Origin of the sequence: Flavobacterium sp. S87F.05.LMB.W.Kidney.N, assembly GCF_004366435.1 — a bacterium.
In the GTDB taxonomy this organism is placed as follows: domain Bacteria; phylum Bacteroidota; class Bacteroidia; order Flavobacteriales; family Flavobacteriaceae; genus Flavobacterium.
Map to the genome: position 1 here is coordinate 1,142,403 of NZ_SODX01000001.1, position 20,242 is coordinate 1,162,644.

19 protein-coding genes and 1 tRNA gene are annotated in these 20,242 nt (G+C 30.9%); 9 read left to right on the forward strand and 11 right to left on the reverse strand.

Going from position 1 to position 20,242, the window contains the following annotated elements:
• From EDB96_RS05070 to EDB96_RS05080, 3 genes are all read left to right on the forward strand, one after another.
• Positions 1–1,512: a helix-hairpin-helix domain-containing protein gene (locus EDB96_RS05070; protein ID WP_134139504.1), complete on the forward strand. Its 1,512-nt coding sequence runs from the start codon at positions 1–3 to the stop codon at positions 1,510–1,512.
• A gap of 30 nt (positions 1,513–1,542) precedes the next feature.
• Positions 1,543–2,541: a TerC/Alx family metal homeostasis membrane protein gene (locus EDB96_RS05075; protein ID WP_134139506.1), complete on the forward strand. Its 999-nt coding sequence runs from the start codon at positions 1,543–1,545 to the stop codon at positions 2,539–2,541.
• 233 nt (positions 2,542–2,774) lie between these two features.
• Positions 2,775–4,688: an ABC-F family ATP-binding cassette domain-containing protein gene (locus EDB96_RS05080; RefSeq protein WP_134139507.1), complete on the forward strand. Its 1,914-nt coding sequence runs from the start codon at positions 2,775–2,777 to the stop codon at positions 4,686–4,688.
• Positions 4,689–4,914: 226 nt separating this feature from the next.
• Here the strand turns inward: EDB96_RS05080 and EDB96_RS05085 are convergent, their stop codons facing one another.
• A complete protein-coding gene (locus EDB96_RS05085; RefSeq protein ID WP_057117133.1) occupies positions 4,915–5,877 on the reverse strand; it encodes an App1 family protein in 963 nt (320 codons plus the stop codon).
• A 61-nt stretch (positions 5,878–5,938) separates the two neighbouring features.
• Here EDB96_RS05085 and EDB96_RS05090 point away from each other — a divergent pair, with 61 nt between their 5' ends.
• On the forward strand, positions 5,939–6,808 hold the full coding sequence (locus tag EDB96_RS05090) for a diacylglycerol/lipid kinase family protein (protein WP_134139508.1): 870 nt from the start codon (positions 5,939–5,941) through the stop codon (positions 6,806–6,808).
• A gap of 12 nt (positions 6,809–6,820) precedes the next feature.
• On the opposite strand, the gene EDB96_RS05095 is transcribed toward EDB96_RS05090, so the two are convergent.
• Together EDB96_RS05095 and EDB96_RS05100 are read right to left on the reverse strand one after the other, a co-directional pair.
• Positions 6,821–7,966: a GNAT family N-acetyltransferase gene (locus tag EDB96_RS05095; RefSeq protein ID WP_134139510.1), complete on the reverse strand. Its 1,146-nt coding sequence runs from the start codon at positions 7,964–7,966 to the stop codon at positions 6,821–6,823.
• Positions 7,967–8,084: 118 nt separating this feature from the next.
• Positions 8,085–8,573, reverse strand: coding sequence for a DUF1761 domain-containing protein (locus tag EDB96_RS05100; protein ID WP_134139511.1), 489 nt, complete (start codon positions 8,571–8,573; stop codon positions 8,085–8,087).
• A 524-nt stretch (positions 8,574–9,097) separates the two neighbouring features.
• Between EDB96_RS05100 and EDB96_RS05105 the strand changes: the two genes are divergently transcribed.
• The gene (locus EDB96_RS05105; protein ID WP_057117129.1) at positions 9,098–9,403 is read left to right on the forward strand and encodes a hypothetical protein; all 306 of its coding nucleotides are present in this window, start codon (positions 9,098–9,100) and stop codon (positions 9,401–9,403) included.
• Between the two features lie 110 nt (positions 9,404–9,513).
• On the opposite strand, the gene EDB96_RS05110 is transcribed toward EDB96_RS05105, so the two are convergent.
• From EDB96_RS05110 to EDB96_RS05135, 8 genes are all read right to left on the reverse strand, one after another.
• Positions 9,514–9,585, reverse strand: a tRNA-Glu gene (locus EDB96_RS05110).
• Positions 9,586–9,979: 394 nt separating this feature from the next.
• Positions 9,980–10,486: a PRC-barrel domain-containing protein gene (locus EDB96_RS05115; protein ID WP_134139512.1), complete on the reverse strand. Its 507-nt coding sequence runs from the start codon at positions 10,484–10,486 to the stop codon at positions 9,980–9,982.
• A 141-nt stretch (positions 10,487–10,627) separates the two neighbouring features.
• Positions 10,628–10,783: a hypothetical protein gene (locus EDB96_RS21005; RefSeq protein WP_166669266.1), complete on the reverse strand. Its 156-nt coding sequence runs from the start codon at positions 10,781–10,783 to the stop codon at positions 10,628–10,630.
• Between the two features lie 141 nt (positions 10,784–10,924).
• Positions 10,925–11,800: a thiopeptide-type bacteriocin biosynthesis protein gene (locus tag EDB96_RS05120; RefSeq protein ID WP_134139513.1), complete on the reverse strand. Its 876-nt coding sequence runs from the start codon at positions 11,798–11,800 to the stop codon at positions 10,925–10,927.
• Positions 11,801–14,002, reverse strand: a complete 2,202-nt coding sequence (locus EDB96_RS05125) for a lantibiotic dehydratase family protein (protein ID WP_134139514.1) — start codon at positions 14,000–14,002, stop codon at positions 11,801–11,803.
• A complete protein-coding gene (locus EDB96_RS05130; RefSeq protein ID WP_166669267.1) occupies positions 13,999–15,681 on the reverse strand; it encodes a S8 family serine peptidase in 1,683 nt (560 codons plus the stop codon). The genes EDB96_RS05125 and EDB96_RS05130 overlap by 4 nt, the downstream gene beginning before the upstream one ends.
• Positions 15,682–15,744: 63 nt before the next feature.
• Positions 15,745–15,921, reverse strand: a complete 177-nt coding sequence (locus EDB96_RS21010) for a hypothetical protein (protein WP_166669268.1) — start codon at positions 15,919–15,921, stop codon at positions 15,745–15,747.
• 145 nt (positions 15,922–16,066) lie between these two features.
• A complete protein-coding gene (locus tag EDB96_RS05135) occupies positions 16,067–17,782 on the reverse strand; it encodes a helix-turn-helix domain-containing protein (RefSeq protein ID WP_134139517.1) in 1,716 nt (571 codons plus the stop codon).
• Between the two features lie 322 nt (positions 17,783–18,104).
• Here EDB96_RS05135 and EDB96_RS21015 point away from each other — a divergent pair, with 322 nt between their 5' ends.
• The 4 genes from EDB96_RS21015 to EDB96_RS05150 all read left to right on the forward strand — a co-directional run bounded on the left by EDB96_RS21015 (position 18,105) and on the right by EDB96_RS05150 (position 20,240).
• Positions 18,105–18,263, forward strand: coding sequence for a hypothetical protein (locus EDB96_RS21015; RefSeq protein WP_166669269.1), 159 nt, complete (start codon positions 18,105–18,107; stop codon positions 18,261–18,263).
• A gap of 18 nt (positions 18,264–18,281) precedes the next feature.
• A complete protein-coding gene (locus tag EDB96_RS05140; protein ID WP_134139518.1) occupies positions 18,282–18,446 on the forward strand; it encodes a class IIb bacteriocin, lactobin A/cerein 7B family in 165 nt (54 codons plus the stop codon).
• Positions 18,447–18,515: 69 nt separating this feature from the next.
• Entirely contained in the window at positions 18,516–18,983 is a 468-nt protein-coding gene (locus tag EDB96_RS05145; protein ID WP_134139519.1) for a CPBP family intramembrane glutamic endopeptidase, read from the forward strand.
• A gap of 114 nt (positions 18,984–19,097) precedes the next feature.
• Positions 19,098–20,240 (forward strand): HlyD family secretion protein, encoded by a 1,143-nt coding sequence (locus tag EDB96_RS05150; protein WP_134139520.1) that lies wholly within the window; start codon positions 19,098–19,100, stop codon positions 20,238–20,240.
• Positions 20,241–20,242 lie beyond the last annotated feature (2 nt).

Below are 20,242 nucleotides of genomic sequence, written 5' to 3' on the forward strand. Positions count from 1 at the left end.
ATGAGTGTAGTTACAGTGAAATCGATAAATGACCCCGCAAAAACTTATCAATTTGTTGATAATGGCGAACCTATGCGCGGTGGTGTAAAAGATGTTTATTTTAGTCCAGATAGAAAATATGTTGTTGCTATTTTTAGAGATAAATTAGACTTTAATCAGAAAGAAAGACTTCAAAAAATAACTAATAAATACTATGCACAAATCCAGAACGGAGAGGCAGGAGATTACTATTTAAATGAAGTTTTTAGATGGCCGACAGATGTTATAGAATATAATAATTCGACCGGAATAATAGTACCCATTTATAAATCTAAATTTTTCTTTAAGAAAGGGTATCAAACTAGCGAACTAATTCTTGGAAAAGAAAAAAATGGAAAATGGTTTGCTGGGCCGAAATTTAGAAATCCGCATTTTCCACTCCGTATTGCAAATTCTGAGTTGGGAGATTGGTTAAGCTATTTTCAGGTTTGTGTCAATCTTTCCAGAGGAGTAAAAAAAATGCACGCTATGGGATTGGCGCACTCTGATTTATCGTACAATAATGTTTTGATAGATCCTATTGAACGATCTGCCTGCATGATAGATTTGGACGGATTGGTTGTACCAGGCTTATTTCAAGCAGAAGTAATTGGTACTGCAGAATTTATTGCTCCAGAAGTGCTTTCGACCAAACACTTAGATAAAAATGATTCTAACAGAAAACTGCCCAATAGATTGACAGATCTGCATGCACTTCCAGTACTTATCTATATGTTTCTATTGCACAGACACCCTTTAAAAGGAGGGAAAGTCCATGATTTAGATACCGAAAAAGACGATTTATTATCTATGGGTGAAAAAGCAATGTTTATTGAACACCCAACAGATGACACAAATAGACCAAAATTGAATCAGGTTTCTAAATGGGACCTGCCGTGGGCAGATATAACTAAATTACCATACACCATAACTGGACCCTATTTAAAAACATTATTCGATAAAGTGTTTATAGATGGATTACACAATCCGATGCAGCGCCCAAATGCGGAAGAATGGGAAATAGCACTACTCAAAACAACCGATTTGATGCAGAAATGCCACAACATAGCATGTGAGCAGAAATGGTATGTTTTTGACAATACAAATACTCCAAAATGTCCTTTCTGCGGTACGGCACATCAAGGGACACTTCCTATTTTAGACTTGTATTATCAGTTTCAAGAAACTACTTGGAAGCCCGAGAATCATAGGCTAATGGTCTATAAAGACCAGTATTTGTTTCAATGGCATGTTAATCGTAATATTGCGAGAAATGAGAAATTGACCCAGCAACAAAAGGTACCAGTGGGCTATTTTACTTTTTTCAATGGTAAGTGGGTGCTGGTTAATCAAAAATTGACTTCATTAAAAGATTTAACCGAAGACAAAGAAATTCCAATTGGTACAATGGTGGAACTTACACACGGAAAAAAAATACTGCTTTCTAATGAAGAAGGAGGAAGAGTAATCATGGTTACAATGGCTAATACATAATTTTAAAATTTAACTTAATTAATATTTCAAATGAATCAACACCCAATTTTTTCGGAACATCCCGGTTTAATTATCGTTTTTGCGGTTGCAGTAGTCATCATGCTGTTGCTGGATTTAGGAATCTTCAACAAAAAAAGCCATGTCGTAACAAATAAAGAAGCTATTACTTGGTCATTAGTTTGGATTAGTTTAGCAATGCTTTTTAGCGGTTTAGTGTATTATTTTGCTGGACCTGCAAAATTCTACGAATTCCAATCGGCCTATTGGATTGAAAAAGCATTATCTGTTGATAACCTTTTTGTATTTATTTTAGTGTTTAAGTTTTTTGATGTTGCTAATCAAAACAAACATAAAGTTCTGTTTTGGGGAATTATTGGAGCATTAGTTTTAAGAGCTATTTTTATATTCTCTGGAGCTTTCTTAATCGAACTTACCTATTTAAACAAACTTTTAGGTCTTGCAGGATTAGAAGGATTTAAATATGATATTAACTTAATCATGACCGCTTTCGGATTGTTCCTTGTTTACGCAGGTATTAAATCATGGTCTTCTGGAGACGATGATGATGAGGAAGATTACAACAACACAAGAGGAGCAAGATTGATTAGAAAGTTTTTCAATGTCAGCGATAAATATGATGGAGACAAATTTTTTACGATAGAAAACGGAAAAAAATTAGCAACACCGCTTTTAGTAGTTGTAGCTGTAATTGAGTTTACAGATTTACTATTCGCGGTAGATTCTATTCCTGCAATTTTTGCAATATCAAGCGATCCATTTATTCTTTATACTTCTAATATTTTTGCAATTTTAGGACTTAGAGCGTTGTTCTTCCTTTTGGATAACTTTATTCACTTGTTCAGCAAATTACAATATGGTTTGGCAATTATCTTATCATTTATCGGAATAAAAATGATCATTTCTCCATTCTATCATATAGATTCAATTTATTCTTTATTGGTAATAGGAGGCGTTCTTTTAATTTCGGTTTTAGCTTCGATCTTAATGCCAGAACCTAAAGAAGCATAAATAAAGGTTTTTTAACCTAAAAAATTAAAATTTAAAACGGATTGAAAATTAAACGTAATTTTTAATCCGTTTTTTGTTTTCGAATACTGTAAAGCTATTGTTTTTCAATGTAAAAACTTCAATTAAAAGTTATACTTTTGCACTTTCAAAATTGTAAAACCTAAGTTTATTTACATTTTGTTTTTTTTATTAATAAAATAAAGGTTTTTCAGCCTTTATCTTTTGCTCAAATTATGCTTAACATACACAATCTTTCGGTTTCTTTTGGAGGAACATATTTATTTGAAGAAGTTACTTTTCGTTTAGGTGCAGGAGACCGAGTTGGTCTTGTGGGTAAAAACGGAGCAGGTAAATCTACAATGCTTAAAATGCTGGCAGGAGATTTTAAACCAGACTCAGGAGTTATTTCGCAAGAGAAAGATATCAGAATGGGTTTTTTGCGTCAGGATATTGATTTTGAGCAGGGAAGAACTGTGCTGGAAGAAGCATATGAAGCTTTTACAGAGATCAAAATTGTAGAAAAAAAATTAGAGGAAATCAATCATCAATTGGTTACAAGAACCGATTATGAGAGTGAAGAATACAGCCAGATTATCGAAGACTTATCTGATTATACACATCGCTTTGAGCTTTTAGGCGGTTATAATTATGTTGGAGATACAGAGAAAATCCTTTTAGGTTTAGGTTTTAAAAGAGAAGTCTTTAATAATCAAACCGAAACATTTTCTGGAGGTTGGAGAATGCGTATCGAATTGGCAAAATTACTTTTGCAGTCAAATGACGTATTGCTTCTAGATGAGCCAACCAACCACTTAGATATCGAAAGTATTATTTGGTTAGAGAGTTTTCTTCGTAATTATCCTGGCGTTGTGGTGATTGTATCGCACGATAAAATGTTTTTGGATAATGTTACCAACCGAACAATCGAAATTTCTTTAGGAAAAGCATACGACTTTAATAAACCCTATTCTCAATATTTAGAATTACGCCATGAAATTCGCGAAAAGCAATTAGCAACTCAAAAAAATCAGGCGAAAAAAATTGAAGAAACAGAAAAATTAATCGAGAAATTCCGTGCCAAAGCTTCAAAAGCTTCGATGGCGCAGTCGTTGATTAAAAAATTAGATAAAGTAGAAAGAATCGAAGTTGACGAAGATGATAACTCTGTAATGAATATCTCTTTCCCAGTTTCAAAAGAGCCGGGAAAAGTAGTAATCGAAGCAGAAAATGTTACCAAAAGCTACGGAGACAAAACGATACTAAAAGATATTAGTTTATTGGTAGAGAGAGGCAGTAAAATTGCATTTGTTGGACAAAACGGACAAGGTAAATCTACTTTCATCAAAGCACTTGTAAACGAGTTTGAGTACGAAGGAAACATCAAATTAGGGCATAATGTTCAATTGGGTTACTTCGCACAAAATCAGGCCGAATACTTAGATGGCGAAATCACTTTGCTACAAACTATGGAAGATGCTGCGACTGATACAAATCGTATGAAAGTTCGTGACATGTTAGGTTCATTTTTATTCCGTGGAGATGATGTGGAGAAAAAAGTGAAAGTACTTTCTGGAGGTGAACGTAACCGTTTGGCACTTTGTAAATTACTGTTACAGCCAATCAACGTATTGCTGATGGATGAGCCGACAAACCACTTAGATATCAAATCTAAAAATGTTTTAAAAGCCGCACTTCAAAAATTTGGAGGAACACTATTATTGGTTTCTCACGACAGGGATTTCCTTCAAGGAATGTCGAACATCGTTTACGAATTCAAAGATCAAAAAATCAGAGAATATTTGGGAGACATCAACTTTTTCTTAGAACAGCGTAATCTAGAAAACATGCGCGAGGTTGAGAAAAAAGATGTTGTAAAAACAACAGCTCCAAAAGAAAATAACAAAACATCGTACGAAGACCAGAAAAAAGGAAAAGCACTTCAAAACAGATTAAGTAAAATCGAAAGCCAGATTCAGCAATTAGAAAAAGACATTCAGCACGACGATAAACTACTGGCTTCTAATTATGATAAACATATAGAAGACGCCTCATTTTTTACAGCTTACAACAAAAAGAAAAAAGATTTAGATCAGTTACTTTTAGATTGGGAAGTCGTTCAAGAAGAAATTGATAATTTTAGTGCATAATATAATTTTTCGGGAGCTGATCCAGCTTTCCGTTTCAAGTCCTCATAAAAAAAGCAAAGTTTCTAATGTTCTAAAAAGAGCTTCCGTTGGTCGCTTTTTTAGAACAAGAAACTTTTGCTTTTTTTATTCCGGGCTTTCCACTGCAATCTGGGCTAGAAAAAGTTTCAGGTTTCAGGTTTCAAGTTGGTCAAAAACCTAAAACCTAAAACCTAAAACCTAAAACAAACTACTTAATGATCCCAATAGACCTCGAATGCTCAATCGCTTTACTGCTGTCTTTAAAATAGCAAACTGAGACATTTAGGCTTTCAAGGTTTTTAAGAATTTTTTGAACTTCTTTTTTCTGATATTTACCAGTCTGCCTAATGTAAACAGCGATCACGGTAACGGGAAATATTTTGCAGATTCGTTCATACAATACAGGATCATGCTGGGAATCATCGCCCATTAAAATATATTTGAGAGTAGGGTAGAATTCTACAACGTGTTTTATTTTTTCAAATTTATGATCGTGATTCCCTCTTCCGCTCATAAAAAAATCCGTAATTCCTCTTTTGATATCTTTAAGCAGCACAACCGCCTTTGGCAGTTTATTAATTCGGGTAAATTTTGCAATAAATCGATATAAATTCCATTCACTGCTCGAAACATAGAAAAAAGCATTTGCCTCTTCTGGATTCTCTCTTCCTGACTGGCTCAACGCCTGATAATGCGAAACAACATCTTTAAAGACCTTTCTGTCGTTTACATTTCTAAAAAGTAAAATATAGATTTTTCTAAAGAAATTATTGGTGTGCGAGATCAAAAAAGTATCATCGATATCTGATATAATTCCGAGTTTGCCTTTATGGGGTCTTATAAAACTGCCTTTGCAGCTCGTTTTTATGTCATTGTATTTCAGGCTTACTTCATAAGGCATCCAGCCAAAATGCGTTTCCTTTTCAAGCGGAATACAAAATTTAAAATAACCATCATCTAAAGTTTTGGTGTGAATTATTTCCTCATTATAATGAAGATAAACATCAAAATTTTTAATGGTTTTTATTCGGAATAATTTGAGAATCGAGGTGGCATTTTTTAACTTCTTTTTTTCAAAATCGTAATTGTGTTCTCTTCTTAAAACATGCCCCATCACAATTAATTCTTGCTCATTTGCATAACCTCGATATAATTGTAGAATTGGTTTCATTAATTACGTATATTTAGGTAACTGTAAATTACTTAAATTAATTGGTTTTAAAAATAAAATTTTGAAAAAGAATATACTATTTATTGTAAATCCGATATCTGGAGATCTAGACAAATCGGATTTAATTGAATCTGTTGAAGAATTTGCGTCGACACATCATTTTAATCTGGAGGTTTATGAAACCACAGGAAAAAACGATTTAAAAGCAATACAAACTATATATAAGCAGCATAATCCTGAACGAATTGTTGTAGCAGGAGGCGATGGAACTATAAAAATGGTTGCAGAAGCAATGGAAGATCACGACGTCATAATCGGTATTCTGCCAGCTGGCTCTGCAAACGGACTTTCGGTAGATCTGGATCTTCCAGCCGGAATCGAAGAGAACCTTAAAATAGCCTTTTTAAACAACTATATCGAAATGGATATGATTTGCATCAATGGCAAAAAAAGTATTCATTTAAGCGATCTTGGTTTAAACGCAAACTTGGTAAAAAACTACGAAGAAAGTGATGTGAGGGGTTTTTGGGGATATGCATTACAAGCTTTTACAACTCTTAAAGAGGCAGAAGAACCATTTGTAGCAACTATTACGGCAAACAACAAAACAGTTCAGCACGTTGCAAGAATGATTGTAGTTGCCAACTCGCAGAAATATGGAACAGGAGTAATCATAAATCCTAATGGTTCTATGAATGACGGAAAGTTTGAATTGGTAATTTTAAAAAGCCTGGATTTACTTTTAATTGGAAAAATTATTACGGGAAATATGCCAATCGATTCTGATGATATTGTCATTATTTCAACAGACAAAGCCACTATAGAAACAGATTATCCAGTAAATTTTCAGATTGACGGAGAATATTGCGGGGCACAGAAATCTTTAGAAATTCATATTTTGCACAAGCAAATGAAATTGGCTGTTCCTTAGCGGTAAAGTGTATTATTTAAAAGGATTTCTTTCCTGCCATTCTGTTTTTGGTTCCAGATAATTAAAAAACCTAGAAATGTTATGGTTAATCAATGCATTGCTATGTGTAATTAAACCATACATTTTTACAGGTTTTGCTCCAACAGAACTTTTAATTTCAAGTGCCGTTCTAGCAAAAACAATTTCTCTGAAACCTTTTTTAATAGAATAGGCAATCATGTCGTACAGCATATTTAAGTACAGCATTTTTTCGCGCTGTACACTTTCATCATAGCCTAAAAAGTAGGTGTCCATTACATCGCCGTTTTTAATCAAAGTGTTGAAACCAATTAATTTTTCGTCTAAAAAATAACCATATAGCAAAAAGTTCTCACCCATTATTTCTTTAAAAAAGCTAAAATGATTTCGAGCTAGAAAAAAAGTATTGAAAGGAGCGTTTTTGGCAACGTGAAAATACAAGTCATAAATAACATCTTCATATTTTTTAATGTCATCTAAAAACATTTTTTGTTTCAAGATACCGTCAGATTTTTTTCGGGCGCGTTTGTATTGGTCACGGTATTTTTTAGATAAAGCATCAATATAATCTTGTTCTGTTTCCCAATTTTTAGGAATTTCAAAAATCATATTCGGCTGTGTCGAAAACGTATAGTTATTTTTGAATTCAGCTTGTAAAGGTTCTATTTCTTTCGCAGTAAAATCTTTTATACTCGTTATATGAACTTTTTTTCCGCTTTCCTTTAAATCTTTTTTAAGCTGATTGATAGCTTTATGAAGTGTTTTAATAGCTTTTGACTGCTTGATATTTTTATCAAAAACAAAAGCATTCTGACCAGTAAGCATATTATTGCCAATGAATAAAACATGCGATGCAAAATTCTTTAAAGCAAAATTTCGAACAGATGTTTTTAAGCATTTATCACGCTCCCCAAACGATTCTAGTTTTTCGGCAAATAAAAACTGCGTTAAAACAATTCCAATCAGTTTTTCTTCTTCAAAAATTCCGATAAAATGACAAGTCATATTAACTGGAGAAGAGTTTTCCAGAACTTCGAGATATTCTCGCGTTAAAAAAATATTATCAGCAGCAAGCAAATTCCATTCTACAGGCAGTAATGAAGCGCTTTTGTAAATCTGGAAAGAATAGTTTGTATTCAAGAGAGTGAACTAATTTCGTCAAAATTAGATAATATTTGCAATAACTCATTTTCTTTAAGTTATTATTAAGAAAAACCCGTTTGACTTTAGGTTTCAAACGGGTTATATATTTTTTTATTTATGCGAAACCGCAGATAATTCCGCCCATTAAAGTCAGCGTAACTATCCAATAACCAGCGTGAATAAATATGTATTTCCAAGATTTTCTTTCAAACAAACCATTAATCCCAATTAGCGGAAACGCAAAAAACAACCCAGAAATAAATCCGTGAAGCGCGCCGTGTTTGAAAGTTCTATACGCCATTCCGTAATCTGCCATAAAAGCAGCGAATGATGGTTTTGCACTATCAATTAACGGTGGTCCGCCAACCATACCCACTGCGCCAGACTGATGAATTGTCAACGACATTAAAGTCATCGTAATCATTAAAGAAAAAATGTATGTTAATCCAAAGATTTTAATCATACTCCCTTTTCTTAATTCTTCTTGAGTAAGATTATTTTCTTTCATCCAGATCGTTCCGAATACTTTCGGGTTATACCAAATAAATCCAACAACAAGAGTGACAATTGCTGCTAAAAGAAGTGCAACGAAGTTAATTTCCATAATATGAGGTTTTTAGAATTAGTTAGTCAAATGTAATCAAAAAATTAATTCACATCTATTATTTAATAAAGGAAGAATAAATCGTATTAATTATTTACTTATTAACAGTTTGTCGACATTATGTGCATTATATCTATGAAATGCATAATTTAGTCGAAGAATTAAAAACTAAAATCTATCATTGAACTTTAGCATTTTTTACCAATACGCTAGTTTTTGTTTTATTCAGTCGAAATCCATAAATCTTGAAAATAAATTACAATAGTTACCCAAAATTAATCGTGCTTATGAATGAATTTTACACTCGTTAAAAAAGTTGATTAAATATATTTAGTTAATTGCTGAAACCGTAATTCGTTACGGTTTTTTGTTTTTAGAATTTAAAGGGTATTAAAAAAAATAACATTTAATTTAGAAAGGATTTTTTATGTTTGTCCAAATTTTTTATAACTTTAATATAACTATTCCAAGAAGCAAAAACCGATTGATGGTCGGTATTATTAATCACTTAATAAACAGAAATTATGACACTACAATACCAAGGTGAACAATACGGAAAGTCAACAACTTTTACAATAAGAATTATTGGTAATAACTTATCAAAAAGCAGTTCAAATTATCAAATTGACCTTTTGGTTGGAGATAAAAAACTGCCAACTTTTACAAGTGAAATTCACCAAAGTCTTTCTAATTGTTTAAAAGAGATTTATTTGTTCAGAAAACATAACGGAATCAAATTTGATGAATCAACAGAAAAGATTGTTTCGCTTTATGTTCCGTATGATAAGGTTTTGTATAACTACAATAAATATGCTTTGTTTAGAGCATAATTTTTCTCAAAATATTAATATGAAAAAGGCCTTTTGAAAAAGGTCTTTTTTTTGTTTTAAATAGAAACAAAAAAGCTCCAGATTTCTCTGAAGCTTTTATTATGACTAAGTAGTCCGTGGGGGAATCGAACCCCCCTTACCAGGATGAAAACCTGGCGTCCTAACCGATAGACGAACGGACCTGCTTTTGTAATGCGGGTGCAAAACTATAACTAATTTTCAAATATACAAGTGTCTTTTAGAAAAAAAATGTTTTGTCATTTTGATAACTTCAAATTTTGCAGTTGTAAATGGTAAATAAATGAGATTGATTTAAATGTATTTGTTTGATTAGTAGTTGATTGTTTTTTATCAAAAAAATGATATTTATTATATGACAATTTTTGTGAATATTAAAAAAATATTGGTTTAAATATGTTTTGAAAGAATATTCCTTTAAAAATTTAGGATTGTTTTTTTTAAGTCCTAATGAAAGAGTTCAACTAGGTCTAAAGGCAACAACAATATCCATAAAAAAAAGATCAAACATTTTTAAAGTTTGATCTTTTGTAATTTAAATTTTATGTAGTCGCAGTACTATTTGCTGTCAAATTCCCTGCGGTTATAAAAAGTATCATCATCTGATAGAAAGCTGGAATCATTTTCAGGATAATAAGATTTCATTACACTTCTTTCGTAATTTCTGTCAAAATTATGCTGTCTGCTATATCTGCTTGTATGTCTAAATGTATCATATCCTATGGTATTGGCCATTACAGTTTTCGTGTCTTTATTAATGCTAACAGATCCAATAGGTACAATAATGTGACTGTCTCCATCTTGATAGATAAATTCCTTTCCATTGTCGTTTGCTATTGCATCGTGTACTTCATTTCGGCTATCGTCTATTAATGTTTTATCGATTTTTACGTCTAAGTAGACAACGCGCTGCATATCTTTATTAACCCACAGATTATCAATTGTACCTATAGTGCGGTTATCAGCATCTACAATTTTCCATCCTCTTACGTCTGAATAATTGGAAGCAATCTTATAATCAGAAAGTTCGTCGAGTCTGTATAAATTTCTATGTTTATTTTCCATAAATTCTTTTTTTAATATTATATATTCATATGTATGCTGCATATAACTGCAACAAACTTTTAGCAGATATGTAAAAAATGTCTTGTACAAAGCTTTAATAGATGTACAAAGCAATTAATTCCTGCTTTTTCTTAATAATGTTTATTGTCCACTTGTAGTGTTTTCAACTTCTACATTGTTTTCAGTTGTAGTTTCATGATCTTGTACAAATATGTAGTAAACAAGCGCTGCTATGATTAGCACTACTGCAATCCATGGCCATATCGGCTTCTTTTTCTCAATTTTAATCTCTGCCATAACGTATTTTTTTTGATTATAGAATAGTTTTTAATTACTATTAAAGGTACAAATGAGAAAAGATTCGAAAGTATTTAATTTCAGCAGGATGTTACACAATTCCCAGTAGAGTAATTGATTATCAGAAGGCAAGGTTTTATTTTAAGTAGTATTAGCTTTGAGGGAATGTTTTTTTTCGTAATTTAAAGTTTTATAATATCTGTAGAGATGATCATAAATAATAAGCTCATACATTCTTTGGTTAGAGGTATATTGGCGGTTAATCATCATATGTATATGACTTGCTAAAAAGTCATAAAGATCGATTTGAATTGCATTTTTTATTTCTAAGATTTTCCCTGCGGTTTGATTTTGTTTTTCTTCGATTAATTCGTAAAAATCAGGGATATTAGATCTATTTTGTCCTTTTATATAATACTTTACTTCGTTAGATAATTCTCTGTATTTTTTATCAAGTTCTTTTTTTAATATTTTATCTGCCTCAAATTCTTCCTTAAACAAGTGCTGTAAAGTTTGCATTAGACCGAACTTCTCTGACGCAGATAAATAAAAAGAATTTAAAAGAGAGTCGATCGAGCAAAAACTAAATAAAAGTGCCATTTCTTTTTTTTGAAATGTTTTCTTTAGCGAAATATATTTAATCATCATTTCACTATCCTTCCAAAATAAAAATTCGGAATCTTCAACAGTGGTTTCACCGTATCTCTCTATTTCTCTTTTATAAGTATCCGTTTGAATTTTCCACACTAAATTCTTCTGAAGCAGATCATTCAGAATTGGATAAAGTATATGAATCGCTTTTGATAGATCTTTTTTGTTTTCCAATAAAAATCGGATTCTAAAATGTGTGTCATTATCTTGGTATCGAATGAAGAACCATTTTTGAATGATTTTTTTCTTTTTTAATTGTAAAATAGCAGGATATAATTTTTCAAGTAAAATAAGATCTGTTGTTTTCGCTCCTGTGTAAATTTTATAGTAAAGCCATTCACTCCCTAAACAAAAATTTCTCTGCATTTATAATTGTTCTTTAAAAAATGATAATATAAATTGGTTGCTAAATCCTTCTTCCTTATTATTTTTTACAATAGATTCCTCCGTAAATAGAAATTCTTCCAGAATAATTTTGTCTCTCTTTCCAGCTGACTTTAAAAACAATTGAATTCCGATTTCTGTTTGAAAATCTAAAAGAAGTGTATTGTCTGAATTGACCCAGTTTACGAGATATGGAATACCTCTGTTGCTTCTCCAAAGCGAGAATGCTTCCAATAGATCTTTACCAATTAATTTAAAAAATGGAGCCATTTCTTCTTTAGCAATATGCCATTTCGCTTTCGAAAGTATAATTTCTTTATATTCTACTCTCGGAAAATAATTGTAATGAGACTCTAAAATTCCCCAGCTAAAGCTAGATATTGGTCTTGTATTCTGCCCCTGCAAATCGCATAAAAAATGATAGACAGGCAGTGAATTAGTACTAAAGTTATGAGCGTTTGAAAGACAAGGAATAACTTCTTTATTGAGTTTTTTAGAATAGAGTTTAATTTCATCGTTTCTCACAGAGACAAATAAATCATTTAACTCAATAGTGTTTTCTTTTTCAGTACCTGAATTCGCCAGATAGGCAATTTCATAATTTCTTAAAACAGGTCTTCGTAAAATGTTTCCAGTTCTGGATTGAGGGATATGAACAATTTCAGCTAGAATTTTATCATTATGGTATTCTTGTTCTTTTTTTATAATTTTTTTAGTAAGTTTTTGAATATCAGTGTTTCCGTTGCAAAATCTGCCCAAGAGTTTTGCTGCGCTAATATCTCCTGAAGATTCAATTGCCAGCTTTTGATTACTGTATATCTCAATCATTGCAGAGAATGTAGCAGGAATCTGATCCAGATTAGTATCAAAATAAGGAAAATCACTTTCATGTAATTCTATTTTGTTCTTTTTTTTTGAAAGACACTCTTGAAGTTTTTTTTCTAGAATAGAATCATATGAAGTCCAGCTCTGAGTCTCATTTTTGCTCTTTTTACGTTTAAAAGTAAAAGCTTCGAGGATCTCATGCGAATCATTCATTTCATGATTTACAGGATAGCCTAATCCGCAATCTGTATCTAAAACAGCCATAAGAGGCATTTGCTGTGTTTCATATCTTTCAGAAAATGCTTTGATAAACATCTTGAGATTATGAGGTTTTTTTGCAGGATGTATACCGTTTAAAAAATAAAGGCCCTTGATAACCTTTTCTGAAATAGCGGCATTTAAACTATTTGTTATAGAAGTTATGTTTAAATCAGTTTGTAAAAGATATTTTTCATCATATTCAAACTTTTTTTTGAAAATATTTTCTTTGATTTCTTTGTACTGATTTTCTGCCGGAATCAGAGAAAGATCCAAATCTAAAACTTGTTTATTCAGTCCCTTTAAAAATTGATATTCCTCTTCCAGATCTGGGATATTTTTTAAAATGGACACAACGCGATCAAAATCGTTACAGCCAGTTACAGCGGCTTCTATTTCGCTTACTAAAAACTGGAAATCTATAAGATGTATAATGAAATCTAGAGCCTCTTCTTTTTGAGAATCATCATCTGCTAAAATAGAAACCATTTCGTCTACAGTTAATCCTGATTTTGTTTGATTTATTATCTCATTTAAAGCTTCAGTTTTTCGTAAGGATGTAATAGTATGTTCGCGCTTTGTCTTTATGTATTTGTATTCTATATATCTATAAAAATCACCAAATTCATAAATAGAAGAATTTGGAAAATATTTTAAATTATAAATTGCTTTTTCTCGTTTGGTGATATTTTGCAGCAATGCTACCCAGAACTGCATGTCTAATTGAGTGAATCTTTTGTGGTTTTCAGGTAAATCTAATTTTATATTGCTTTCGACATCTATTTTCCCAACCGAGCATCCAGCAAAGAGACCAAAAGGCGTGCATCTTGAAGACATTCTTGCAATATATTTGAGTAATGTAAATTCTAAAACTGATTTTTCATTAGAAGAATCAGCTTTAGAATTTTCCCATTTGTTAAGCTCATTTACCAGTTCTGGTGATGCTAGATTTAACGCTTCTTTTACTAGTGTATTTTTGTAAATAGAAATTGCCTTTTCACAATTATAATTTTTGAGAAGATGCAAATAAAAAGGAATGGGGAATAAAGGGGTTCTCAGTATATATTGTGAAAAAGAAGAAATTTTAAACTTTGGTTTCATTCCTTCTTTTTGCTAACTTTTTCGGCTAATAGCATAGCATTATAAACATTTAGAACTTTACCTGATTTTGATAATTCAGAAAACGGAACTTTTTTGTCTTCGGTACCTGGTAATATTACATCTATTGAATAAGCTGTCCCTGAATCCATAATGATTTGTTTGACTTCTTTTGCGGTAAGAGTAGGGTAGTAAGACCAGATTATAGCAGCGGTTCCCGCTACCATAGGTGCAGAAAATGAAGTTCCAGAATCTGTCTTATAGATGTTTCCGGCACCAGTTGTGTAAATATCTTCTCCGGGAGCAAATAGGTCTACATTTTGTTTGCCGTAATTAGAATAATCTGAAACAAATTTTTCTCCTAAATTTTTAGTAGTTGATCCAACATTAATAAAATTATTGCAGATTCCTCTGATACCATCATAGTTTTGATCATTAGGATAGTGGCTTACTTTGTCTAAATCTTCACTGTCGTTTCCTGCACTGTGCACCAAAAGCACATTATGTTCTTCGGCATATTTAAAAGCCTCTGATACCCAATCTTTATGCATGGAAAACTCTTTTCCAAATGACATATTAATTATTTTGGCTCCATTATCGACGGCATAACGAACTGCCATTGCAATATCTTTATCATGCTCATCTCCTGAAGGAGATATATTTAAAGGCATAATTTTTATATCTGCTATGCCTTTTATTCCAATATCATTATTTCTGTTGGCTGCGAGAATTCCCGAAACCATTGTGTTATGATCTTGAATTGGCCTATGTCCGACCTTATTATTACTGACATTGTTATTGCCATATCCTTTTTCTAAAATATTTGGATTATCACCTATTGAAAGACGCTCATTATAATTTATATTCAAGTTTTTGTTTACTATAGAATCAAGTTGAGTTTGTTGGTCCAATATGTCTTGTAAAGAATTTTGATCAACATCTAAACTAACCATCATATAAGAAATTAGCGCTCCTAAATCTGTATCGCCGTCATCTCTTCTTTGTCGATATCTTTTATCATTTATTTTATATTTTTTATAGAGACTATCCAATTGTCTGTAGGTATAATCTTCCTTAGGGAAAAAATGTTTTAACGTATCTTTGACTAAAGGATAAATAGCGACATTATGATCTAATGATTTTAACCAATTTTTGTAAAACTTGTCTTTTTCTTCAAATTTTTTTAAAGCTCTTTGATATTCATTGTATTTGTATAAATCTTTAGAATCAATTTGAGATTCTGTTTTATCTTTAAATAGAGGTGTCCATTCTTGTAGAATGCGAACATATTCATATCTATTCCAGACTACATAACCACCACTTTTAGTACCTGTAAAACTCCATCCATTAATATCATCTATGTAACCATTCTGATCATCATCAATTCCATTATTTGGAATTTCCTTGTTGTTTATCCAAAGCTGTCCTTTTAAATCTTCATGATTTATATCAATTTGAGTATCTATTACAGCTACAATAATATTTTTAATTTTTGGTTTCTTTTTATTTAGGCGATACCATTTATCTAGTGAAATACCGGAAATAGTATCTTCTTGGTAATCTTTTTGATACCAATTATTTAATGATATTGTTTTTGGGGTGTTTTCAGAATTTAGAATTCTGTTAGAATTCTTATATTCTTTGGCAGATTTGCAACTTACAAAAATGAAGAAAAAAATCAAGAAACTATTAATTAATTTCATGTCTGAATAAATGCTTTTTTTAGTGAAATTAGATAATTAGTTTTATGGTTTATTACAAACTTCAGAAGAACCTTTTTTTCCTTTAAGATCATTTGTATCGATTGGATCATCGATATCATTTCCCCCACCAACAATTAAATGTAAGTTTTTTAGTTTTGCGACTTCGAATTTCTCAAGACTGAATTTCTGTATTTCTTTTTTTTGTTTTTTCATTTTCATCTTTAATAAGTTTTTAAATTACGCTACTGTTGCAAATGTAATCAGTCTACTTTGTATAATAGAAAAGTAAGTTAGTATACTTGTCGAAATTCCTGAATTTCGAGTCGACTTCTGAGTTTAATAAGTTGTTAATTAGTGGTTTGTTCTATATTGCAGAATCCAGTTCTTTAATGAAGTAGGTTGGTTTTAAACCTGTTTTTTTGTAAAATGCAGTCGAAAAAGATTCTGAATTGTTAAAACCAAACTCTAATGCAAGTGCTTGAATAGTATATTTTCTAAGCTTGTTGTTTTCCTGTAATTGTTTAATGGCAAACTCAATTCGTAGATCATTTATGTATTGAGTAAATGATTTTTCTTTGTATACATTAACTATTTTTGACACGTATTTACTGTTGGTTTCAAATGTGGTGGATAAAATTTGGACTGTTATATTTGATTGCAGATATCCTTTATTATCTTCAAAAAAACTAAGTTTTTCCAAAATTAGATTTACTAACTCTTGTGCGATACCTATTTCTTCACTTTTAGTTGGATCAATTTTAGGATTAGTTTCAATCTCAGATTCGTTAATGTTATTTACGGGATTTTGATTTATTATTTTTTCAAATCTAGATCGATATTGTTTCTTTGTACGATACTCATAGAAAGCAAAACCGCCTAAACTGATGGTCGTTAAAAATAAAACACCTAATCCCCAATGTGTTTTTATTTCATCATTCTTAAGAGTAGTGATAAGATTTTCTTTGTCAGATATTAAACGAGGAACATCGTATTCTCTATGTACCAATTTATTTAGTTCTTTGTAATTTTTTTGTAAAGAACTATCGATTGACATATATGCAGTGATATATTTTAATTGATTCTCTTTATCCCCTAATTTTTTGTAGTAAGTAATTAAATATGGATATCCATCTACAAACTCGGTACTTATTTCCTTTGTCATTTTATAGATAGAATCTACTTTAATGAAATTTTCTGCAGCTTTTGTCTTTTTTCTTAGCCCATCGTAGGCTTTTCCTAAGTAGTAGTAACCAGCTAAAATGTTTCCTGTGTTATTATATTCTATCATCTTAGGCAGTGCTTTGTTTATACTGTCTAATGCCAAACTGTAATTCTGTTTCAATACTTGGTTAGCACCCTCATTTAAAATAAAAAGATATTGATATTCTTCATTTTTAGTTATTCTAGATTCATTATAGCCAAGTTTATTATAATATGTTGTGGAGTCAATGTTCTGTAAAGATTTATGACAATCTGCAATTCCAAAAATAATGCTTTGATAATCTTTGGCGTATCTTTCAGATCTAAAATCTTTCGTTTTGTAATACTTATAGCATTCTTTGTAGATTTCTAAAGCTTCATTGTATTCTCCCAAGTCTTCTGATTTAGTAATTCCTATATATTCTCTCACTACATAGTAATAGTCTAAATTAGTTTGAAGTGCCACTTTCTCCGCTCTGTTATAATTAAGCATTGCCTCTTTAAACTTAAATTGAAACTTTAAAAGATCTGCCTTTTCACAATAAGCTGCTGCTGGGAAAAATTTATCTTTAGATTCTTTTGAATATTTGATAACACTATCAAGATATTGAATAGCTTTATTTCTGTCGGATTGATAGTAGAATAACGCAATTTGGTAATTGGCCCTGGCTTTTCTAATATTACTATTTTCTTTTATTGCTTTAGCCATGTAGGCATTTGTATATAATAATTGTTTCTTTTGATTACCTATATTTTTAAAATACAAATCGTGTAAATCATCATATGATAGTTTTTTAAGATCATTTTTGTCAACTTGGGCGAATAAAAAAAACGGGAATAAAAGTATTAATAACACTTTTGATGGTCTATTGTTAATCATGTATTGTTGTTTCTTACAAAAATAGAATAACTCCAAAAAAAGTATTACTAATACTTAGCTTTTTTTATTTTTTGTAATTATTTGATATAGTGTATTTTGGAAGTGTTTTTTGATGAAATTCCTGAATTTACTATCGACATTCCTGAATTTCGATAGCCAACATTTGTGAGTAGTATCATGTTTGTCTAGTTTTGGTTTCAGAAAAGTGAGGCATTTTTTACAGTAGGACGTCGCTGCAAGAAACAAATTTCTTTTTTGTAATGTAATTGGCCGATTGCAAGAATAAATTAATTCAAATGTTTAATCATTAAAAAAATCAATCATGAATTTAGAAAATTTAAATGTAGTTGAGCTTAATAGAGATCAAAGTATTTCTATTGAGGGTGGTGGATGGCCAGAATGGTTCGCTACCCAAATTGTGGATCATTGGGATGAAATAAAAAAAGGAATTAGTGATGGCTTTAAAGCTGGTAGTAAATAATTAAAAAAATAATTTATCATGAAAAATTTAAACGAACTGAATGTAAATGAATTAAATTCAGAAGAATTATTAGCAATTGATGGCGGAATATGGGAAGATTTAGCTTATGGCGTTGGTTATGTTGCGGGGCGTTTGTATGCTGCGTATAGAGATATTGAGCCACAAGTATATCAAAGATGGTAATATTTATTCATTAAATAAGTTAAAAAATAAAGAGGCGATAAAAAAGCCTCTTTATTAAAATTAATATATATGACCTCAAAAATAAAAAATATTGTATTTGGACTAAAGCGGTGGGAATTGATATTGCTTGTAATTCTTCTTAATTTTTTAAATAATTACATATTTTCGGTTATTTCAAATCTTTTCGATATTTCGTTAAATAAAGGTTTTAACGATAGTTATACAGTTAAAGAAAAAATAGTTTTATTTGTTTTAGTTGCTCCTCTCATTGAAACTTTACTATTTCAGTACGTAGTTATTGAGATTTTTAAAAGTTTAAAAATGAAATTAAAATATTGTTGCGTTTTATCTGCTTTTGTCTTTGCATCATTCCATCTTTATAATATTTTTTACTTTTTGTACGCTTTCACAGGAGGCTTGTTATTTGCCTTTTTATATATAAGGGGCAAGAATCAAAAGGGTGCAATATTACTACCATTAGTAGCCCATATTATCTATAATGGTTTTGTTTTTTTTATCAAAACCTATGTAACTTAAAATAATTTCTAAAAGAGTTTACCCGTGCAATATTTTTTTGTTACGGAAGATCTGTGCCATTTCAGATTTTAGAATTCCTTATATTTTATCAAATTCCGTTAATATTAAAATGAAATGAATTTTAGTTCAGATCCAGTAAATACATTGGAAAATCTTGTTTCAAAAAACAAGACCGGAAGTTTTTCTATCTACTTGATTGTTGTTTTGACGATTATTATTTTATTGTTTTTGTTGCCCATCATTAAAGTTGATATTAGCAGTCAAAGTCGCGGAATTGTTCGCAGTACAACGGATAATGTTCCTGTAACTGCAATTGTAAGTGGACGTATAGTATATCTTAATCTAAAAAATAATCAGGTAGTACAGAAAGGAGACATACTGCTGAAAATTGCCAAACAAAATCTAGAAACAGAAAAAAATACTCAGCATGTAGTGTCTAATTCTGTTACAGAGCTTTTAGAAGATGTAAAATCAATTTTATCTGCTAGAACAACTACTTTAAAAACGACAACTGCAAGAGAAGAATATTTAAAATTTCAATCCCGTAAAAGTGAATTAGAAAGTAAGATCTCACAGGCAACTGTAAATTTCAATAGAAATAAAGGTTTATATGATAAAAATATTATTGCAAAAGTAGAATATGAAAAATATGAGTATGAATTGCGCTCGGCAAATGAAGCTCTGAAAAGTTACATAAGCGAGCAAAAGTCAACTTGGGAAAATCAAAAAAGAGATCTCGAAGAACGTATAAAAAATCTTAACGGGAGTATTGAAAAAATTAATGTTGAAGAGCAAAATTATGTTATCATTGCGCCAATTTCTGGAACAATTGAGAATTTTTCAGGCTTACAGAAAGGTTCTTTTTTAAATGCATCTCAGTCTATCGCAACTATTTCAGCATTAGATCATTTAATTGTCGAAAGCATGGTTTCTCCAAGTGATATTGGACTTATTCATAAAAATCAGAAAGTAAAATTTCAATTTGATGCTTTCAATTATAATCAATGGGGATTACTTGAAGGGAAGGTTATCGATATAGACAGAAATATTTCTGTTCAGGAAAACCAGACTTTTTTTAAAGTTCGCAGTGAATTAACCTCAACAGAAATGAAACTTAGATCTGGATATAAAACCGCGGTTTCAAAAGGAATGACACTTACTACACGTTATTATATAACCAGAAGAACTTTGTTTGATTTATTATTTGACAAAGTAGATGACTGGTTAAACCCAAAACAATTATCAATAGAGAATTAGTA